This window comes from Xanthomonas floridensis (genome assembly GCF_001642575.1).
In the GTDB taxonomy this organism is placed as follows: Bacteria; Pseudomonadota; Gammaproteobacteria; order Xanthomonadales; family Xanthomonadaceae; genus Xanthomonas; species Xanthomonas floridensis.
This window is the reverse complement of the sequence record NZ_LXNG01000010.1, coordinates 80,413-95,670: the sequence shown is the minus strand read 5'-3', so window position 1 is coordinate 95,670 and position 15,258 is coordinate 80,413. Positions and strand designations below refer to the sequence as shown.

At 67.9% G+C, this 15,258-nt stretch carries 11 protein-coding genes and 1 pseudogene; 9 read left to right on the top strand and 3 right to left on the bottom strand.

Annotated elements, in window-relative coordinates; all coding sequences use genetic code 11:
• The first annotated feature begins 26 nt into the window (after positions 1-26).
• From A7D17_RS06630 to A7D17_RS06605, 6 genes are all read left to right on the top strand, one after another.
• A complete protein-coding gene (locus A7D17_RS06630; protein WP_064508409.1) occupies positions 27-875 on the top strand; it encodes a Wzz/FepE/Etk N-terminal domain-containing protein in 849 nt (282 codons plus the stop codon).
• A gap of 267 nt (positions 876-1,142) precedes the next feature.
• Complete coding sequence (locus tag A7D17_RS06625) at positions 1,143-1,985, top strand: class I SAM-dependent methyltransferase (protein ID WP_064508373.1); 843 nt, start codon at positions 1,143-1,145, stop codon at positions 1,983-1,985.
• 12 nt (positions 1,986-1,997) lie between these two features.
• Positions 1,998-3,218 (top strand): amidohydrolase family protein, encoded by a 1,221-nt coding sequence (locus tag A7D17_RS06620; RefSeq protein ID WP_064508372.1) that lies wholly within the window; start codon positions 1,998-2,000, stop codon positions 3,216-3,218.
• Positions 3,215-3,913, top strand: coding sequence for a class I SAM-dependent methyltransferase (locus tag A7D17_RS06615; protein ID WP_064508371.1), 699 nt, complete (start codon positions 3,215-3,217; stop codon positions 3,911-3,913). The genes A7D17_RS06620 and A7D17_RS06615 overlap by 4 nt, the downstream gene beginning before the upstream one ends.
• 115 nt (positions 3,914-4,028) lie before the next feature.
• Positions 4,029-5,159: a glycosyltransferase family 4 protein gene (locus tag A7D17_RS06610; RefSeq protein WP_064508408.1), complete on the top strand. Its 1,131-nt coding sequence runs from the start codon at positions 4,029-4,031 to the stop codon at positions 5,157-5,159.
• Positions 5,156-6,268 carry a glycosyltransferase family 4 protein gene (locus A7D17_RS06605; protein WP_064508370.1) on the top strand — a complete coding sequence of 371 codons (1,113 nt, stop codon included), beginning with the start codon at positions 5,156-5,158 and terminating at the stop codon, positions 6,266-6,268. The genes A7D17_RS06610 and A7D17_RS06605 overlap by 4 nt, the downstream gene beginning before the upstream one ends.
• Before the next feature lie 244 nt (positions 6,269-6,512).
• On the opposite strand, the gene A7D17_RS06600 is transcribed toward A7D17_RS06605, so the two are convergent.
• Both A7D17_RS06600 and A7D17_RS06595 read right to left on the bottom strand, forming a co-directional pair.
• On the bottom strand, positions 6,513-7,727 hold the full coding sequence (locus tag A7D17_RS06600) for a nucleotidyltransferase family protein (protein ID WP_064508369.1): 1,215 nt from the start codon (positions 7,725-7,727) through the stop codon (positions 6,513-6,515).
• 215 nt (positions 7,728-7,942) lie between these two features.
• Positions 7,943-9,497, bottom strand: a pseudogene (locus A7D17_RS06595) (B12-binding domain-containing radical SAM protein).
• Positions 9,498-9,652: 155 nt separating this feature from the next.
• Between A7D17_RS06595 and A7D17_RS06590 the strand changes: the two are divergent.
• Together A7D17_RS06590 and A7D17_RS06585 are read left to right on the top strand one after the other, a co-directional pair.
• Positions 9,653-10,708, top strand: coding sequence for a phosphoenolpyruvate carboxykinase (ATP) (locus tag A7D17_RS06590; RefSeq protein ID WP_064508367.1), 1,056 nt, complete (start codon positions 9,653-9,655; stop codon positions 10,706-10,708).
• Between the two features lie 58 nt (positions 10,709-10,766).
• The gene (locus A7D17_RS06585) at positions 10,767-12,497 is read left to right on the top strand and encodes an ATP-binding cassette domain-containing protein (protein ID WP_064508366.1); all 1,731 of its coding nucleotides are present in this window, start codon (positions 10,767-10,769) and stop codon (positions 12,495-12,497) included.
• A gap of 24 nt (positions 12,498-12,521) precedes the next feature.
• Here A7D17_RS06585 and A7D17_RS06580 read toward each other — a convergent pair whose 3' ends face one another.
• Positions 12,522-13,925 (bottom strand): MFS transporter, encoded by a 1,404-nt coding sequence (locus A7D17_RS06580; RefSeq protein ID WP_064508407.1) that lies wholly within the window; start codon positions 13,923-13,925, stop codon positions 12,522-12,524.
• 287 nt (positions 13,926-14,212) lie between these two features.
• Between A7D17_RS06580 and A7D17_RS06575 the strand changes: the two genes are divergently transcribed.
• On the top strand, positions 14,213-15,214 hold the full coding sequence (locus A7D17_RS06575; RefSeq protein ID WP_064508365.1) for an LLM class flavin-dependent oxidoreductase: 1,002 nt from the start codon (positions 14,213-14,215) through the stop codon (positions 15,212-15,214).
• Positions 15,215-15,258: the final 44 nt, after the last annotated feature.

Here is a 15,258-nt window from a genome sequence, read left to right as displayed (position 1 = left end):
TCCTCCTGTTGCAGAGCCTGCGCACCATGAATCAACACGACGAAATCTATCTGATCGACCTGTGGCGCATCCTGCGCCGCGAATGGCGCTGGGCGCTGGCCGCGTTCGTCGTGGTCGTGGGGCTCAGCGTTGTGTTCCTGCGCGTGGCCAAACCACAGTGGGAAGCCACTGCATGGATCCAGGTGGGTGAGATCGGCCCGACGCCGGCAGGCCGCGATCCGAAGGTCGAGCCGTTCCAGCGCGTAATCGACCGCATGAAGACGCGGCTGTTTCAGGATGCGGTGCTGCAGCGGGCCGGCGTGCCGCTCAAGAGCCGCGCCGCGCAGCTGTATCGCGGCAGCCTCAAGCCCGATCCCGACCCATATGCCAACCTGATCGGCATCACCATCCGTGCCGATTCGTCGCAGCAGGCGCGCCGCCTGGCCATGGCGACGGTGGACACGCTGAAACGCCTGCATGGCGACACCAATACCACCGCGCTCGTGCTCGCTCGAACCCGTCTGCAGGGGCTGAGCGAGGACCTGCGTGTTGCCACGCGCAACCGCGAACAGCTGCAACGGCAACTCGACGCCGGGCAGGGTGGAGCGACGAGCCCGGCGCAGGTACTGGCCGGTGTGCTGCTGACCGAAAGCAACACCACCATCCGCGCGATCAAGACCGAGCGCGACGATCTGGTTGCGCGGCTGACCGATCGCTATACCTATCAGACCTCGTTGGCCTGGCCGGTGTTTGTGCCAGAGCAGCGCGCATTTCCCAATACTGCGATGGTGGGTGCGCTCGGTCTGCTCGGTGGTGCGGGGCTGGGGGTGCTGGTGGCGGTACTGCGCAATGCCTGGCGCCGTCGCGGGGTGGCAACGTCGGCGGCGGTCGCCTGACATCGGCTGTTGCAGCTCGGCGCTTGGGGCCAGCGCTCGGCAAGGCTGCGGTGCGCATGCCTGTCGCATGACCGCTGCTTTCGTGAGTGCGCCGGGTGCCAGTCAATTGCTGCGGTTTGCAGACGATCCCCCACATCTGTGTGCCGACGCGCCTGCAACCAAACCGGCGGGCGCTGGCACTCACGGGTCTATCAAGCGATGCCGCAGTGGCGGCTCCGCGTCCGGAGAGTGCCGTGAGTTCAGCAGGACAGGTGTGGGAGGCGATGCATGTCGGTGGTCAGTGAGCATGCGGCGCGTGGCGGGACGGTCGCACCGGAGCAATTGCTGGAGACGCAACGTGCGTTTGACAGCGTCGCTCCCGATTACGACGGCCCACGCGGCAACAATGCGCTGATCCAGCGCATGCGCACCACCTTGTGGGACACGGTGGCGGCGGAATTGCCGGTGGGATCGCGGCTGGTGGACCTGGGCTGCGGAACCGGGCTGGATGCCGGCGAATTCGCACGGCGCGGATACCGCGTGCTGGCCACCGATTGGTCGCCGGCCATGGTCGAGCGCACCCGCCATCGCGCTGCCAGCCAGGGCCTGGAAGAACGGCTGGCTGCCGCGCACGTGGGCATCCAGCAGCTCGATCAGCTGGACGGCACGTTCGACGGCATGTACTCCAATTTCGGCCCGCTCAACTGCGCGCCGGACCTGCCGGCAGTGGCCGCCGAATGCGCACGTCTGCTGCGTGCCGATGGCTGCCTGGTGTTTTCGGTGATCGGGCGGATCTGTCCGTGGGAAATCGGCCACTACGCCTTGCGCGGCCGCTTCAAGCGGGCGGCGGTGCGGGCGGCCAGGGGCGCAACGGCGGTCGGCATGAACGGCCACACCATCTGGACCTGGTACCACCTGCCGCGCGAGTTCTATCGTGCCTTTGCGCAGTACTTCGTGCTGGACAGCTATCGCGCCCTGAGCCTGTTCCTGCCGCCACCGTATCTGGTGGATGTCTGCGAGCGCCACCCACGCCTGGCGCAGCGCCTGGGTGCGTTGGACGATCGGTTGGGCGGACTGCCAGTGTTGCGCGACATGGGCGATCACTTCCTGATCGTGATGCGCAAGCGCTGAGTGGAGAGCTCGATGGCCATGGCCGATGTCTGTCTGCACGGTGCGCGTGCGATCACCCTGGCTGGCGTGTCGCACGCGGCGGTCAGCATGCGAAATGGCCGCTTCGGTGGCACGGTCGGCACCGGAACCTTGCGGCTGGATCTGCAGGGCCATGTGCTGGTGCCGGGCCTGATCAACGCGCATGAGCATTTGCAGGTCAACTGCGTCCCGTCGCTGCCGCAGGTGGCGCCGTTCGCCAATAGCTATGCGTGGATCGAGGCGTTCCAGGCGCATTTCCAGCATCCGGACGTGGCCGCCGCACTGCGCGTGCCCAAGGCAGTGCGGCTGCGTCACGGCGGGTTGAAGAATCTGCTTGCCGGCGTGACCTGCGTGGCGCAGCACGACCCCTGGCACGCCACCCTGGATGAAGCCGGGTATCCGGTGAACGTGCTGCGCGAGTTCGGTTGGAGCTACGCGCTGGGCTGGACGGGCTACGGGCCGCCGGTGCAGGGCAGCTTTGCGGCCACCCCGTCGGCGCATCCATGGATGATCCACCTGGCCGAAGGCACCGATGCGGTGGCACGCGCCGAGCTGGACGACCTGGACCGGCTGGGGTGCCTGGCGTCCAATACGGTATTGATCCATGGCGTGGGCATGGGCGAGCAGGACATCGAACGGGTCATCGCGCGCGGCGCGGCGGTGGTGTGGTGCCCATCGAGCAATCTCAATCTGCTCGGTCGCACCCTGGATCCTTGGCGCCTGTGCATGGCCGGGCGGCTCGCGCTGGGCAGCGATTCGCGCGTGAGCGGTTCGCGCGATCTGCTCGACGAACTGCACGTTGCCGCCGACAGTGGCCTGGCGCCGGACCTGCTGCTTGGCCTGGTTACCGAGCAGGCCGCACGCATCCTGCGGATGGCAACGCGCGGGCGTATCGCGCCTGGTGCGGTTGCGGATCTGGTGATCGTGCGCGACCACGGCGGCGAGCCCGCCAACTGCATCATCGGTTGCGATCGCAGCGCGCTGCGCGCAGTGATCCGCGACGGCAAGCCACGCATTGCCGATCCGGATTTTGCGCCGTGGTTCGATGCTGCCGGCCTGCAGACCATTCCGGTGCTGCTGGACGGCCGCCCCAAGTTGCTCGACGCTGCGCTGGCAGATCCGGCGGTGCTGGCACTGGAACCCGGTCTGCAATGCGTACAGCACGCAGCGCCTTCGGCATCTGACGCGCTGGTCGCCATCGGGGCCGCGTCGTGAGCGCAGTGCCGGTTCTCGATCCGGTGGATGCGTATGCGCTATGGGCGCAGGCATATCCGCCGCATGCGCACAATCCGGTGATGCTGGCCGAAGAGCGCGCCATGCTCGGCCTGATGCCGGCGGTGCTGCAGGGCCAGCATGTGCTGGATGCAGGCTGTGGCAGCGGCCGTTACATGGTTCATGCCTTGCGGCGGGGTGCGCGGCACGTTACCGGCGTCGATCTGTCGCCGCAGATGCTGCAGCGTGCCGGTACCGAACTGGCGCAGCACTGGCCGCCTGGGCGGGTGAGCCTGCAGCAGGGCAGCCTCGATCACTTGCCGCTCGCCGATGCGGTGGCCGATTTCAGTGTCTGCGGGCTGGTGGTCGGGCATCTGCCGCGCTTGTGGCCGGCGCTGGAAGAGCTGCATCGCGTCACTCGTCCCGATGGCATCGTGCTGTGCAGCGACGTGCACCCGATCGGCGATGCGCTGGGCTGGCGCCGCGATTTCAAGTCCGACGGCCGCCACTACGCCGTGCGTCACACCCAGCATCTGTATAGCCACTGGCATTCGGCCTGCACGGCATTGGGCTTTGCGATCGAAGCCGTTGCCGAGCCGATGCTGGATCCGGCCGATATTCCCGCCGGTGCGCGGTTCGACAAGGTGGCGCTGCAGGTCCCGGTGGCCCTGGTGCTGCGGTTGCGGCGCGTCGCGTGAGCGCGCGGATCGATAGGCGGTGGCCGCGCCGTACGAGCGGTGCCGGCTGTCCGCCGCTGTGCTGCGGACCTGGGCGATGTGGCGTGCACATCCATCGCGCGCCGCTGGGCACGCCATGACCCTGCATGTGGCCCAGCTCAATCTGGTGGCGACTCCTGATGGTCTGAGCATCGAGCAGGTGTTCGCGCACTGGCCGTCGCTGGCCGACATCGCCGAAGCGGTGGCCAGTGCGGGTATCCGCGTGTCGGTGATTCAGGCCTCTGCACTGGAGGCACGCTTGTCGCGGCACGGCGTGCAGTATTGGTTTAGCGCGCTCGGCCTGCGTGGCAGCGCTGCACGCGCCAGCATGCTGCAAGCGCTCCTGCAGGAACTCGACGTCGATGTGATCCATGTGCATGGCCTGGAGTTCGCCGGCGATGCGCGACGGCTTGCGCGTCTGCTGCCGCATACGCCGATCCTGCTGCAGGATCATGCCAATCGTCCGCCGCGATGGTGGAGCCGCCTGGTGTGGCGGGCACGCTACGGGGCCGCTGCCGGAATCGCGTTCACCTCCCTGGCGCTGGCGCGGCCGTTCCAGCGTGCGCGTCTGTTCGGTGCCGGCACGCAGCTCTTTGCCATTCCCGAATCCAGCAGCCGCTTTACGCCGGGCGCACAGGCGCTGGCGCGCGAGCAGACCGGACTGCATGGCGACCCCTGTGTGGTGTGGGTGGGTCATCTGAGCCCGGGCAAGGATCCCCTGTGCGTGCTCGATGCGGTCGCCATGGCCGCGCGTGGCGTGCCTGGCCTGCACCTGTGGTGCGTCTTCGACCAGGCGCCGCTGCTGACGCAGATCCAGCAGCGGCTGCGCGAGGATCCGCTGCTGGCGCGCTGCGTGCATTTGCTGGGCAAGGTGGAGCATGCGCGTGTGCAGACCTTGCTGCAGGCCAGCGACATCTTCGTCTCCGCCAGTCATACCGAAAGCTGCGGCTACGCAGCGCTGGAGGCCTATGCCTGCGGCAGCCTGCCGCTGCTGACCGAGATCCCTGCGTTCAATGCGCTCAGCGCTGCCGGCACGGTGGGCGAACTCTGGCCGGTGGGCGATGCCGCTGCGCTGTCGGAACTGTTGATACGCGTCTCTCGGCAGCGGCCCAGCCGCGCGCACGTGCGCGCCCATTTCGACGCACACCTGTCGTTTGCCGCAGTGGGGCGGCAGTGGGCCCAGGCCTACGCCGGCTTGCTGGGCCATGCGCAGGGGCATGCGCGATGAAACTGGCGCTGGTGGTGCCGGGAGGGGTGGACCGCAGTGGCGAGGTCCGCGTGATCCCGGTGTTCCTGACCTTGATCGAGTGGCTGGCGCGCCACCATGAGGTGCACGTGTTCGTCCTGCATCAGGAGCCGCTGCCGGCCACCTGGATGCTGCGCGGCGCCAAGGTGCACAACATCGGTGAGCGGCGCACGCGCCTGCGTGCAGTGGCGGCCATCGTCGAGGAACATCGGCGTGCGCCGTTCGATGTGATCCAGGCGATCTTCTCCGGCTACTGCAGCCTGATCGCCGTTGTTGCGGCGCGGCTGCTGCGGCGTCCCAGCGTGGTGCATATCGCCGGCGGTGAACTGGTGGCGTTGCATGCGATCGGCTACGGCGGCCGCCGGCGTTGGCGTGGACGCCTGCGCGAAGCGGTGATCCTGCGCCTGGCCAACCGGGTGACCGCTGCCAGTGAACCGATCATTGCCTCCCTGCAGGCACTGGGCCTGCGCGCGCAGCGGGTGCCGTTGGGTGTGGATCTGCGCGCATGGCCGGCGGCGCCGCCGCGTGCACGCCACGGTGCGAGCGCACGGTTGCTGCATGTCGCCAGCCTCAATCCGGTCAAGGATCAGCGCACCTTGCTGCAAGCAATGGCCGCGCTCAAGCGCGCCGGCGTCGCCTTTACGCTGGACATGGTCGGCGTCGATACGCTGGACGGTGCCATGCAGCGCCTGGTGCAGCAGCTTGGCCTGCAGGAGCAGGTGCGCTTGCTCGGCTTCAAGACCCAGCGCGAATTGCGCCCGATCATGCTGGCGGCCGATCTGCTGGTGCTGTCCTCGTTGCATGAAGCCGGCCCGTTGGTGCTGCTGGAAGCCGCTGTTGCCGGCGTTCCCACCGTCGGCACCGCGGTTGGCCACCTCATCGAGTGGGCACCGGTCGCAGCGTTGGCGGTTCCGCCAGGCGATTGGGCGGGCATGGCCGAGGCCATCCGCCAGGTGCTTGGCGATGACGAACTCCGCCTGCGCCTGGCCTGGGCCGCGCAATGCCGCGCGGTCCGCGAAGATGCGGCGTTCACCACACGCCAGTTTGAACACCTCTACCGTCAGCTGTGCGAGCGGCGACCGCTGCACTGAGTGTGTGGGTCCAGGAACGCGCGCCGTCAGACCGTTGCGGCCGCGCTGGCCGGTCTCGGCGCTGGAGTAGGGTTACCGCCGCCGCGTGTGCAGTGACACATCGCGGAGGTTGAGCGGGCGTCTTCTCATGCGGTTTCAGCTGTCCAGCGCGATAGTGCGGCGCATGCTCCGGCAACTGGCGGTGCCGGGCCAGCACGTCAATCAAGGGGAATAGCACAGCGACCACCCGGTAGCCGGCCAGGACTCACGCCGGCTGCAGATATCCATCCAGCGCCGCGCGCACGACGTACAGCATGTCGGTGCGCGGGACCGGGCGGGTCAGCCGCGTCATCAGCCGGCGTGCCTGGGTCTGGCGCACCCATGGCTGATCCTGCAGCCAGAGTTGGGTGTGCAGCATGTCGGCACGCTCCTTGCGGCTTTCCGCCGACGGCACCACGCGTTCGCGCACGTACTGCCGCGCCTCGCTCAACGAGCCAGACCACTCGATCCCGGGCAGGGCCGACAGCCACAGGTTGGAGCACGAGGCGGTGGTCAGGGTCTGCCGGCCGGCACGCAGGCGCAGCAGGCGCGGGCACTCGGCATGCAGCCGCGCCATCACCTGCGCCGGCACGACCGCGCGGTAATACCGCTGCAGCAAGCGCAGCGGCGGCAACGCCCACCAGGGCGACACTGCCGCGTCTTCCCACAATTGCTGCCAGTCGCGTGGGCCCATGCGGGTCGCCAGCAACGCAAGATCGTGCAGATGCATCAGCCGGATGCTGCGATGGCAGATGCCTCCGGCTGCGTGCAGCAGCAGGTGGCACATCAGGGCGCCAATGGAAGGGTAGGGGTTCAGACCAGGCTGCGCGTGCTCCGGCCAGATCCGTGCAGTGATGTCCACGCTGCGCACCGGCAGGCGTTCCTGGATGCGCGTATGCACTTCGATGTTGATGGGAGCATCGCGGTGTTCGCCCAATCCCGCCACGGCGTCGCCTTGCACCGGTTTGAACACCTGGTGCTTCCATTGCTGGAACGCGGCTTCATACCCGAGTTCGCACAACAGCGCAGCGGTGGCCAACGCGTCTTCGGGCGCCACCAGCAGGTCGATGTCCGCCATCGGGCGGTCGCCGGGCAGGTAGACGCCCAGCCGATGCAGGGCGGTGCCCTTCAATCCCACCAGCGCGATGCCGGCGCTACGCGCGGCGCTGTCGATGCGGGTCAGCAGCAGCGCGATACGTCGATGGCGGTCTTCGACATGATCGCGCTGCTCGCTCAGGAAGCTGTTCCATTGCGCGTTCTGCCACAACGAGCGGCGCTGCAATAGCGGCGACACGCCATGTGCCGCTGCCGCCGCTGCGGCCAGCTGCCACTGCAGGCGGTCCCACTGCGGCGAGCCGTCGCCTGGCTGCGCCAGCTCGTGCGCCAGCTGCTCGGTGGCCGTGTGCAGGCCGTGTCGGATGGTGCGAAGCGAAGGCTGCATGCGGGCGTGATCCGGGAGGTCGAAGGGGCGGGGCACAACGGTGGTGCTGCGTGGTGGCGGTGTATCGGCGAACGGCTCAGCGATGGCGGTGTTGCACGCCACGATTGCGTGGGAGGCGTCGAGCACGTTGGCGGGTGGCGCTCCTGCTCGGTCGTGCGAGCGATGGCGTGATGCGCACGCGGCGATTTCGCGTCCACCGGCAAGTACATGAAACGCTAGCCCACCAGCACCGTGGACAGCTGCCGGGGTGGCCGTGCGGTCAGGGTGGCCAGCGGCTCGGTACGGTGCAGCTGTTCGGAGGCGATCAAGGCGGACCAGCGCGCTTCCAGCTGCTCGCAGGCCTGCGCAACGGCATCGGCCGTCATCGTGCCCCGCGCCTGCTGCAGGTCCACCTGGGTGTGCAACAGATCGCGCACGCTGCGGTAGAACTCCGAGTCGTAGGCGCCGTGGAACATCATCGCCAGGTCGTCGCTATCCTGCCAATGCGTCTTGCCGCCGAGCTGGTTCTTCACTTCTTCGTAGAACTTGGTGCCCGGCAGCGGATAGGACACGCTGACGCCGATGATGTCCGGATTAGCCTGGGTCACCAGTGCACGCGTGGCCAGGATGTCGTCGAGCTCTTCGCCCAGATAGCCCAGCTGGATGAAGAAGCCCACGCGGATTCCGTGCGCGCCCAGCCGCTGGCGGGCGGCGATCACCTCGGCCACCTCGGTGCCCTTGGTCATCCTGTCGAGGATGCGCTGGCTGCCGCTTTCCGCACCGATCCAGGCCTCCGCACATCCGGCGCGCGCCAGTGCCGCGGCCATGCGCTCGCTGGCCAGGTCTGCGCGGGTCTGGATGGTGAATGGAATGGCGCCGTCGGCCTCGCTCAAGCGCTGCGCAAACGTCTCCACCCAGTCGATATGGAAGCCGAAGATGTCGTCGGCCATCCACAGGTGATCGGGCTGGAAGGTGCGTTTGAGATGGATCATCTCGGCAGCCACGTCCTCGGCATCGCGACGCTTGTAGTGGTTGCCCCAGATCGGCTTGGCGCACCAGTTGCAACGGAATGGACAACCGCGCGAGGCGGCCATGTTCAGGCTGAAATAGCCATGTCGCTCCCGCCAGAAGCGCTGGTAGCGCGGCATGTCGACCAGGTCCCAGGCGGGCAGGCCGCCCAGGCGCGCATCCGGTGGCTGTGCACCCGGATGCGCGCGTACCGCTGCCGGATCGCTGGTGGCGATGCGTGCGACACCGGACAACCAGGCCTGCGTGTCGATCTGCGGATTGCGTTCAACCCGCTCGATCAACTCGATCAACGGTGCGATGCCTTCGCCGATCAAAACCGCATGCGCACCGGCGGCCAGAAACGCGTCCGGGTTGTCGGACGCATCCGAGCCCGCCACCAGCACCCGGCAGCCGGCCGCGCGCGCCTGTCCGATCATGCGGCACGCCGCCTCGCGCATGCGGCTCAGGCACATCTTGGTGAGGAAGTTGAAGTTGTCCTCATAGAACACCACCAGCTCCGGGTGCGCATCGTGCAGCGCGCCGGCGTAGTCCTCGACATCGTCGGCCAGCATGGCGTCGAACAGGCTCAGGACATGCCCGCGTTCGCGCAGCAATGCCGCAATCTGCAAGGTGGCCAGCGGGGGGTACGGCTTGCCGCGTTCCCATTGCTTGGGGTCGTAACGCAGGAAATACGAATGACTGACCTGGATCTTTAGCATCTGCACAAGGCTCTCGTTCTGTCGCCAGGTGGCGCGCAGCGGCGGCGTGCGCAGACACCGGCATTCGGCTCGGCAGTAGGTGCGCGCACAGGCGTCTTTGGTTGCGCTGCTGCGCTGCGTGACATGGCAACCGGTGACGCCCGTTTATCGCGTATAGCGATGCAACCTTTGCGCGTGCAGTCGGCACACACCGGCTGATCGGTGCATTGGATGACAGGCATGCCGCAGTCGGCTGCGTTGGCGCAATACCAGCCGCTGGAAGAGCGCGCACGCGCCGCGGCGCAGGCCGCCGAGGCGGCGGACCCGTTCGGCGAGCAACGCGCGCGCGTCTTCAGCGTGCAGCGGCAGATTCTCGGTGCGCTGTTCCACTTCCACAGCGACAGCCCGGCGCTGCTGGCCCTGGTCGATGCCGCCTATGCCGGCTTGCCGGCACATCACCTGCCGGGTGCGCCGCAGTTCCACATCACCCTGGATCTGTTGCCGCGCGCGCACGGCAGCGTGGTCGCCGAGCCGCCGCCGGTGCGCACGCATGCAGTGGGCGGCCTGGTCTGTGGCGTGATGGATGCCTGCAACTACCTGATGCTGTCGATTCCGGAGCGCCGCGCCATGCTGGTGGTCTCGGAGGACATGTTGGCGCATGCGTACCACGTGCGCTACGAGCTGATCGAGTTTGCGGTGTTCCTGCTGGCCGCGCGTGGCATGGGGCTGGTGCCGCTGCACGGCGCCTGCGTGGGCCGGCGCGGCCGCAGCGTGCTGCTGCTCGGCGCCAGTGGCGCGGGCAAATCCACGCTGGCGCTGCACAGCCTGCTGCACGGGCTGGAGTTCATCGCCGAAGATGGCGTATTCGTGGCGCCGGACAGCCTGCTGACCACCGGCGTGGCCAACTTCCTGCATCTGCGGCCCGAGGCCCTAGGCTTGGTCGATGCGCCCACTCGCGCATGGATCGCGGCCTCGCCGATCATTCGTCGCCGCAGCGGCGTGGAAAAGTTCGAAGTCGACATCCGTCACGGCCATGCCACGCTTGCATCCAGGCCCTTGCAGCTGAGTGCCGTGGTGATGCTGTCCAAGCAACCGGCCAGTGCATCGGGCAACGGCCTGATGCCCGTGCCAGCCGCGCAGATTGCGCAGTGCCTGCAGCGCGACCAGCCGTATGCCGCCGGCCAGCCGGGGTGGCAACGCTTCGTGGCGCAGGTGCAGCGCGTCGGCATGTTCACCCTGCACCGTGGCGCGCATCCGCGGGCCTCGCTGGACGCCTTGTTGCAGGTGCTGCGATGAGGCCGCTGCGCGACCGGCAGCTGGCGCGGGTCGGCACTGCAGGCGATGTGGGCGGCTGATGTTTCGGCACGCACGCAATCGAATCCGGTTAGTGCTGCATGGCTTCGTCGACACGCTGGTGCCGGCGGACCGGCCGGCCGTCGCACTGTACGTGGCAGTGTCGCTGGCGGCCGCATTCGTTGGCAGCCTCGTGGCGGTGTGTCTGTTGCCGCTGGTGCAACCCGGCCACAGCGTGCAGCTGGCCGGCTATCGGCTGGCCGTGCCCGGTGGCCTGCCGATGCAGGCCGGTGTGTTTGTGGTCGTCAGCGTGCTGTTCGCGCTGTTGCGTTGGCACGGCGCGCGGCTGGCCGCGCGCCTGACCAGCCGTTATGCGCTGGGCCTGCGCCGGCGCGTGCATGCGGCGCTGATGGATGCGCCGCTGCCGGCCTTGTCGGGCGCCAGTTCGGCGGAAATCGCCAACGTGCTGACCTATAACATCGAAATCGCAACGCAAGGGTTCAGCGCGGTCTTGCAGTTGCTGGTGGCCGGTATCACCGCGCTGGTCAGCGTGTGCGTGGCGGTGTTGATCGTGCCTGCGTTGCTGCTTGCGACACCGCTGCTCGCGCTGCTGGCATGGCTGGGGCTGCGCATCTCCCGCAGCGATGTGCAGGCGCGCATCAGCCGCGACTACGTCGCCGACATGACCCAGCTGTTCTGGTTGAGCGAGGACTTCCCGCGCCGCCTGCGCCATGTGCGCTCGTTTCAGCGCGAAGCGGTGGAAACCCGGCAGTACGAGCACATGTCCACCCGCCTGGGACACGGATACGCGCAGCAGCAGGAACTGGTGGCCGCCAGCCGCCTGGTGCTGGAGCTCACCGCGGTGGCTGCCATTGCCGGCATCCTGGTGCTCGCCAACCTGTGGCAGGGCGCCGACCGCGCGGCGCTGATCACGGTCAGTCTGTTGCTTGGTCGCCTGCTGCCGTACCTGGTCACCACGCGGCAGAGCGTGCAGCAGTTGCGCTCAGCCTGGCCCGCCCTGCAGCTGTGGCGGCGCTACGTGGATCTGGGCAGGGCAGGTGCGCCTGCATCCAGCGCGGCTGGCGAACGGCTGCCGGCCGTGCTGCATCTGGAGCACATCGATCTGGCACCGCCGCTGCCCGCGCTTGCGATCGACGGCTTGCTGCTGGCGGCGGGGGAGATGACCTTGGTGGTCGGCCCGTCCGGCATCGGCAAGAGCAGCTTGATGGACGTGCTGTCAGGGCAAACGCCGCCACTGCTGTTCGAGGCGCAGATGAGCGGGCGTCGGCTGGATTTTGCCGCCTATCGACAGCTGATCCGCCATAGCGCCTATGTCAGTCAGGCCGTGCGGCCCTGGCAACGCAACGTGCGCGAGTGCCTGGACTGGGCGCTGCCGGGGACGCCCGATGACCACATGTGGGACGTGCTGTGCGATGTGGGCCTGAGCGCACGGCTGCAACGCGAAGGGCACGGCCTGGACACCGTCATCAATGGGCAGGAGGGCCGCCTGTCCGGCGGTGAGTTGCAACGCCTGCTGCTGGCCCAGGTGTTGCTGCGCGCCCCGACCCTGGCGGTGCTGGACGAGGCCACCAGCGCCCTGGATGCCGATGCCGAACAGCAGGTCCTGGTGACCTTGCGGCAGCGGTTGCCGCAAACCGCCTTGGTGGTGGTGTCGCACCGCACCAGTCTGGCCGCGGTGGCCGATCGCACGGTTGCGCTGGGAGGCGCGGCGGTCGCACAAGCCCAAGCGCAGGGCAGGGTCACGGCCATGGCGACCCGCCGCGGCGCCTGATCGCGCCGCCTCCCCAGACAGCGGTCAGCCGGCGATCTCTTCCAGCGCGCGATTGCGTGTCCGCGGCCCGAACACCGCGATCACGCTCGCCACGATCGACATGCTGATCACGATGAAGCTCAGCACGCCGTGGCTGCCGACCTGGGTGAGCAGCCAGCCGATCAGCACACTGCTCACCGCTGTCGACAAGCGGCTGAACGAGTAGCAGAACCCTACTGCCCGCGCGCGCAGCCCGGTGGGAAACAGCTCGGCCTGGTAGCCATGGTAGGCAAAGCTCATCCAGGCATTGCAGAACGCGATCATCGCGCCGCACGCCACCATGCCGGCGGCCTGGTGCTGCAGCGAAAACAGCACGCCGAACAGCACCGCGCCCAGCGCCGATGCGGTGATCTGCCATTTGTTTTCCCAGCGCTGCGCAAAGCGCAGTAGCAGCAGTGGCGCCAGCGGGTAGGCCAGCGAGATCGCAAACGCATAGGCCAGGCTCTTGGTCACCCCGGTGCCCTGCGCGGCGATCAGGGCCGGCAGCCAGTTGCCGAAGCCGAAGAAGCCGATCGCCTGAAAGACATGGAATACCACCAGCATGCCGATACGCCCGCGGTAAGGCGCGCGCCATAGCAGCGACACCTGCGCCTGGGCGGGGGGCAGCGCGTCGGGCGCCTGCGGCTTCGGCAATGACGCACCCAGATCACGCTCGCAGCGTGCCTCCAGTTGCGCCAGCACCGCATCGGCCTCCGCGTAACGGCCCTGGGTGGCAAGCCAGCGGGCCGATTCCGGCAGGCGGCTGCGCAGCCACCAGATCGCCAGTGCGAACACGCCGCTCAGCAGCACCACCCAGCGCCAGCCGCTGACGCCAAGGGGCGCGTGCGGCACCAGCAGCCACGCACTCAGCGCCACCGCCGGCACCGCCAGGAACTGCACGAAGAACGCAAATGCGAACGCCGCGCCGCGCATATGCCGAGGCACCAGTTCAGACAGATAGGTGTCGATGGTCACCAGCTCGATGCCCAACCCGATGCCGACCACGAAGCGCAGCACGATCACGCCGGTGGCCGTGCTCTGCAGCCCCATCGCCACGGTGGCCGCGGTGTACCAGACCAGGGCGAAGGTGAACACCAGGCGTCGACCGAAGCGGTCGGCGAACGGGCTCAGGAGTGCGGCGCCCACGAACAGCCCCAGAAAAGTGGCTGCGGCAAATGCAGCCTGATCGGACATGCCGAATGCGCCATCGCTGCCCTGGGCAAAGATGCCGTCGGCGATCAAGCCCGGGCTGATGTAGGCGGTCTGGAACAGGTCGTACAACTCGAAGAAGCCGCCCAGCGCCAGCAGGCCGACCAGCCGCCACAAGGTGGCGCTGGCGGGCAGACGATCGATACGCGCGGCAATCTGTGCAACGTCGGCACTGCGCGCGGATGCAGCGGGGGGAGCCATGGTCGTACCTTGCAGCCAGGTGAACGCCATCATAGCCAGCGGCCGCTCGCCGCCTTGCCAGGTGCTTCGTTGGGCGCTCAGCGCGTTCGTCTCTACGTGCGTACTGGCCGGCAGCAAGGGGCATTGGCGTGTTCGACTTCCATCGGTGCCCGGCCGAGGCCGCTGGCTGGCCGCCCCGCTGTTTGATTGCTGGAATGCTGTAATCCCGAGCGGTCGCGGCAAGGCGACTGGCAAAGCCGCCGGTCAGCCCCATCTCTGGCACATCATCTTTGATCCGGAGTCATTCCATGACCCCCATTTCCGTGCTCGATCTGGCGCCGGTCTGCGAAGGCAGCGACACCACCCACGCCTTTGCCAACATGCTGGATCTGGCGCAGCACGCCGAGCGTTGGGGCTACCAGCGCTACTGGCTGGCCGAACACCACAACATGCCGGGTATCGCCAGCGCCGCCACCGCGGTGCTGATCGGCCACGTGGCCGGCGGCACCAGGACCATTCGCGTTGGTGCCGGCGGCATCATGCTGCCCAACCACGCACCGCTGCAGGTGGCCGAACAGTTCGGCACGCTGGCCTCGCTGTATCCCCAGCGCATCGACCTGGGCCTGGGGCGTGCGCCCGGCACCGACCAGCCCACCGCACGCGCGCTGCGTCGTTATTTCGACAGCGCCGACCAGTTCCCGCAGGACGTGGCCGAATTGCTGCGCTACTTTGCGCCGGCCGTGCCGGGGCAGCTGGTGCAGGCCGTCCCCGGTGCCGGCCTCAACGTGCCGGTGTGGCTGCTGGGTTCGAGCCTGTTCAGTGCACGGCTGGCGGCGGCCATGGGCCTGTCGTTTGCCTTCGCCTCGCATTTCGCGCCCGATGCGATGGATGAAGCGGTGGCGATCTATCGCCGCGAATTCCGTCCGTCCGCGCAGTTGACCAAGCCGCACGTCATGCTGGCCTTGAACGTGGTAGCCGCCGAAACACAGGCGCAGGCACGCCGGCTGTTCACCACCCAGCAGCAGAGCTTCGTCAATTTGCGGCGCGGCAAGCCGGGCAAGATTCCAGCGCCGATCGACGACATCGACAGTTTCTGGCAGCCACACGAGCGCGCCGGAGTGGAGCGCGCACTTGCGTGCACGGTGCTGGGCGACGCCGAGCAGGTGGCGCAGGGCGTGGCGGCCTTCATCGAGCGGCACGCGCCCGATGAGTTGCTGTTCACCGCCAACATCTACGAGCACAGCGCACGTTTGCGCTCGTTCGAAATTGCTGCCGCTGCGGTGCGCGAGCTGGACGTGACCACTGCGTGATTCACGTCGCTTTGCGCGGCAATCCGCTCAGATGCGTGCACATC

Excerpts from the sequence above, each read along its gene's own strand:
- A7D17_RS06630 (WP_064508409.1), top strand. The coding sequence starts at position 27 with ATGAATCAACACGACGAAATCTATCTGATCGACCTGTGGCGCATCCTG.
- A7D17_RS06625 (WP_064508373.1), top strand. The coding sequence starts at position 1,143 with ATGTCGGTGGTCAGTGAGCATGCGGCGCGTGGCGGGACGGTCGCACCG.
- A7D17_RS06620 (WP_064508372.1), top strand. The coding sequence starts at position 1,998 with ATGGCCATGGCCGATGTCTGTCTGCACGGTGCGCGTGCGATCACCCTG.
- A7D17_RS06610 (WP_064508408.1), top strand. The coding sequence starts at position 4,029 with ATGACCCTGCATGTGGCCCAGCTCAATCTGGTGGCGACTCCTGATGGT.
- A7D17_RS06605 (WP_064508370.1), top strand. The coding sequence starts at position 5,156 with ATGAAACTGGCGCTGGTGGTGCCGGGAGGGGTGGACCGCAGTGGCGAG.
- A7D17_RS06600 (WP_064508369.1), bottom strand. The coding sequence starts at position 7,727 with ATGCAGCCTTCGCTTCGCACCATCCGACACGGCCTGCACACGGCCACC.
- A7D17_RS06590 (WP_064508367.1), top strand. The coding sequence starts at position 9,653 with ATGCCGCAGTCGGCTGCGTTGGCGCAATACCAGCCGCTGGAAGAGCGC.
- A7D17_RS06585 (WP_064508366.1), top strand. The coding sequence starts at position 10,767 with ATGTTTCGGCACGCACGCAATCGAATCCGGTTAGTGCTGCATGGCTTC.
- A7D17_RS06580 (WP_064508407.1), bottom strand. The coding sequence starts at position 13,925 with ATGGCTCCCCCCGCTGCATCCGCGCGCAGTGCCGACGTTGCACAGATT.
- A7D17_RS06575 (WP_064508365.1), top strand. The coding sequence starts at position 14,213 with ATGACCCCCATTTCCGTGCTCGATCTGGCGCCGGTCTGCGAAGGCAGC.